The sequence below is a fragment of the Ideonella azotifigens genome (assembly GCF_006519715.1).
GTDB lineage: Bacteria > Pseudomonadota > Gammaproteobacteria > Burkholderiales > Burkholderiaceae_C > Ideonella > Ideonella azotifigens.
This window is the reverse complement of the sequence record NZ_VIDT01000529.1, coordinates 1-3,954: the sequence shown is the minus strand read 5'-3', so window position 1 is coordinate 3,954 and position 3,954 is coordinate 1. Positions and strand designations below refer to the sequence as shown.

Genomic DNA, 3,954 nt, shown 5'->3' with positions numbered 1-3,954 from the left:
TGGGCGGTGGCGCACCGTCTGGCCATGCGAGCCGACGGCAATGACTTGGTGGGCGCGGCAGCCATGCTGGCGCAGCAACTGCTGCACCACGCCGGCCTGCAGCGTGGCCAGCGCGTTGGCGGCCAGTGCTGCGCGGTGCAGTTCGTCCGCGCCGCGCTGGTTCAGCGCCAGCAGTTCCTCGCGCAGCACCGTGGGGAAGGGCGCATGGGCGTGGGCCAGCACCTGCATCGTGGCGCTCTCGCGCTCGAAGGCGGCGAGCACGCCATCAATGCCGTCCAGCGAAGTGCCTGACATCAGGCCGATGTAGAGATCGGCGTTGTCCATGTTCCTCAGCTCGTTGCTTGGCAGCGCGGCGTCATTCGACGCGAGCGGTCTGCTGGCCACGCGTGTCGTTGGCCACGGTCAGCTGGATCTTGGCGGCTTGTGCCAGCGCGGTGAAACGGGCGCGCTGCGATGGGTCGAGCTTGATGGTCTCGGAGGACTTGGCGATCTCCAGCGGATCCTTCTGCAGGCCGCCCACCTTGAACTCGAAGTGCAGGTGCGGTCCGGTGGCCCAGCCGGTCATGCCGACGGCGCCCAGGCGGTCGCCCTGGCTGACGTGCTGGCCTTTCCTCACGTCGATGCGGCTCATGTGGGCATACAGCGTCGTGCGGTCGCCTGCATGGTGGATCTGCACCACGTTGCCGTAGCCGTTCTGTTGGCCGGCGAATTCGACGGTGCCGTCGCCGACGCTGCGGATCGGCGTGCCCATCGGTGCACCGTAGTCCACGCCCAGGTGGGCTTTCCAGATCTTCTGGATCGGGTGGAAGCGCATCGAGAACCCGGAGGTCACACGCGAGAACTCCATCGGGCTGGCCAGGAAGCTGCGGCGCTTGCTCTCGCCGTTCAGGTCGAAGTAGCCGCCCTTGCCTTCGCCGAACCACACCGCCTGGTGCGGATGGCCGTCATTGATGAATTCGGCGGCCAGCACGCGGCCGCTGCCCTGGTTCCAGGTGATGGGTTCGCCGTCGGCCGTCAGGTGCTCGTAGACGACGCTGAAGGTGTCGCCCTTGCGCAGCTCGCGGCGGAAGTCGATGTCGGTCGAGAACAGCTCGGCGATCTGGGTGGCGACCGCGTCCGGGATGTTGGATTCGTCGGTCGCGGCAAACAGCGAACTGCGGATCGTGCCACTGGCCAGGCGCTGGGTCGATTCCAGCGGCGCCTGTTCCAGATGCGATTGCCAACGGCCCTGCGCGTCGCGCTCGATGGTCAGCCGGCTGAAGCGGGCCTGGCCCTGGCTGTCGTCGTCGGTCGCGAAACGCGCGACCAGCGATGCCAGCCGGCCGCTGCCGCTCAGCGAGGCGGTGATCATCTTGCCGGGCCGGCCCTCGACCAGCTTGCGGCCGATCGGGTCCAGGCGCAGCCACTGGACCGCGGCCGCATCGGCCACGCCCAGGCGCTGCATCAGGCTGTCCAGTGTGTCGCTGGGGCGGGTGATGTCGCTGCGGTTGAGCTGCAGCTCGGCGTCGGCCAGGGCCTCGAGCTGAGGCGCCAGCGCTTCGGGGGTGACGGTTTGCACCACCAGGCGCTTGGGCAGGTCGGCCGCGTCAGGCGCCATCGGCGCGATGCCGAAGGCGGTCACGCCAGTGCCGGCCAGCAAGGCCAGGATGGCGGCGGAAAAACCGCGGGGATGCGAGTGGATGAACTGTGCTGCGGGCGCCAGGGCGCGCTGCAGGGCGGAAAGAGAGGGTGTGCCCGACGACTTCAATCTTCAGCGGAGCTGCATGCTCCGTCCTGTGTGCGGCGTGCACGCCAAAGCGTGCACCATGTGCCAAGACGGCAAAACCGGGCGCCATGCGCCTGCCGTCATCCACCATCCTGCAGCCCCGTAGAATCGCGGTCCTTGCTCGGAAGCAAGAACTCCTTCTCCACTCGTTTCCACCCGCTTTTTGTCCGTTGTTCGTGCGGTGCTGCCGGCTCGAAAAAAGAATCGGCGGAGTATACCTGTGACACTTCCGCCAAAAGGCGCGCCCGAACCGGGCAAACACCTGCTATTTACACCGATGTCCGAATCCGCTGCCATGCCGGCGCCCGTTGGCGCCAACCCGTCTGACAGCGCAGCTGCTGCGGCCGTTTCCCTGAGCGACGGCGTGCGCGAAGCGCTGGCCATCAGCCAGCGCGGCTGTGCCGAGCTGCTGCCGCAGGCGGACTGGGTGAAGAAGCTCCAGCGTTCCGAAGCCACCGGCCAGCCCTTGCGCATCAAGCTGGGGCTGGACCCCACTGCGCCTGACATCCATATCGGCCACACAGTGGTGCTGAACAAGATGCGCCAGCTGCAAAACCTGGGGCACACGGTCATATTTCTCATCGGCGACTTCACGTCGATGATCGGCGACCCGTCCGGCCGCAACGCCACCCGCCCGCCGCTGACGCGCGAGCAGATCGAGGCGAATGCCAAGACCTACTACCAGCAGGCCTCGATGGTGCTGGATCCTGCCCGCACCGAGATCCGCTACAACAGCGAGTGGAGCGACCCGCTGGGTGCCCGCGGCATGATCGAGCTGGCCGCCAAGTACACGGTGGCCCGCATGCTGGAGCGCGACGACTTCACCAAGCGCTTCCAGTCCAACACCCCCATCTCGCTGCACGAGCTGCTGTACCCGTTGATGCAGGGCTACGATTCGGTGGCGCTGAAGAGCGACCTGGAACTGGGCGGCACCGACCAGAAGTTCAACCTGCTGGTGGGCCGCGCACTGCAGGCCGAATACGGCCAGGAGCCGCAGTGCATCCTGACCATGCCGCTGCTCGAAGGCCTGGACGGCGTCGAGAAGATGTCCAAGTCCAAGAACAACTACATCGGCATCACCGAGCCGGCCAACAGCATGTTCGCCAAGACGCTGTCGATCAGCGACGAGCAGATGTGGAAGTGGTTCACGCTGCTGTCCTTCCGCTCCGAAGCCGAGATCGCGCAGCTCAGGGCCGAGGTTGAAGGCGGGCGCAACCCCAAGGACGCCAAGGTCATGCTGGCCAAGGAAATCACCGCGCGCTTCCACAGCGCTGCAGCGGCCGACGCTGCCGAGGCCGATTTCCAGAACCGAGCCAAGGGCGGCATCCCGGACGACATTCCCGAACTGACGCTGAGCGGCGCGCCGATGGGCATTGGCGCGCTGCTGAAGGCGGCCAACCTGGTGGCCAGCAACGGCGAAGGCCTGCGCATGGTCGAGCAGGCTGGCGTGCGCATTGACGGCACCGTCATCAGCGACAAGGGCCTGAAAGTCCAGCCCGGCACTTTTGTCGTGCAAGTCGGCAAGCGCAAGTTCGCACGTGTCACTTTGAGCTGAAACAACATGCAGCCCGGGTAAGCTCGCGGCTCCTCCGGCCGAGCCGGAATTTTTCAGGACCGACGAGATGACCCGTTCCCTGCGTTCTTCGCTGACCCTTGCCGCGGCCTGCGCCGTGGCCCTGCTGTCCGGCGCCGCACATGCGGCCGACCCCGCGCCCGTGACCACGGCCTCCGGCCTGGTCTACACCCCGCTCAAGGAAGGCACCGGCGCCAGCCCGTCGGCCACCGACAAGGTCAAGGTGCACTACCGCGGCACGCTGATGGACGGCAAGGAGTTCGACAGCTCCTACAGCCGCAACGAGCCGGCCGAGTTCCCGCTGAACCGCGTGATCCCTTGCTGGACCGAAGGCCTGCAGCGCATGAAGGTTGGCGGCAAGGCGAAGCTGACCTGCCCGCCGGGCATCGCCTACGGCAGCAAGGGCGCTGGTGGTGGACTGATTCCGCCGAACGCCACACTGAACTTCGAAGTCGAGCTGCTGGGCATCAACGGCAACTGAGCAGGAAGTTTCATGGGTTGACCTGGCGCAGCGTTTGGCCCACCGCGTCGGCCCAGGCGGGCTCTGCCTGCTCGGCGCGGCGCCAGGCCTGCTGCGCCGCCTGCCTTGCGGCTTCGGGCTGGCCCAGTTCCCAGC

4 protein-coding genes are annotated in these 3,954 nt (G+C 66.8%); 2 read left to right on the top strand and 2 right to left on the bottom strand.

From position 1 onward, the window contains the following. The coding region (locus tag FKP22_RS23380; protein ID WP_211361542.1) for an anhydro-N-acetylmuramic acid kinase at nucleotides 1–324 on the bottom strand (324 nt) is incomplete at its 3' end. Between the two features lie 31 nt (nucleotides 325–355). Further along, nucleotides 356–1,747, bottom strand: a complete 1,392-nt coding sequence (locus FKP22_RS23375; RefSeq protein WP_231012546.1) for a M23 family metallopeptidase — start codon at nucleotides 1,745–1,747, stop codon at nucleotides 356–358. A gap of 313 nt (nucleotides 1,748–2,060) precedes the next feature. On the opposite strand from FKP22_RS23375, the gene tyrS reads away from it, so the two are divergent. Both tyrS and FKP22_RS23365 read left to right on the top strand, forming a co-directional pair. Then, nucleotides 2,061–3,320: a tyrosine--tRNA ligase gene (tyrS, locus tag FKP22_RS23370; protein WP_141290073.1), complete on the top strand. Its 1,260-nt coding sequence runs from the start codon at nucleotides 2,061–2,063 to the stop codon at nucleotides 3,318–3,320. A gap of 67 nt (nucleotides 3,321–3,387) precedes the next feature. Next, nucleotides 3,388–3,819 carry an FKBP-type peptidyl-prolyl cis-trans isomerase gene (locus tag FKP22_RS23365; RefSeq protein WP_141290072.1) on the top strand — a complete coding sequence of 144 codons (432 nt, stop codon included), beginning with the start codon at nucleotides 3,388–3,390 and terminating at the stop codon, nucleotides 3,817–3,819. Nucleotides 3,820–3,954 lie beyond the last annotated feature (135 nt).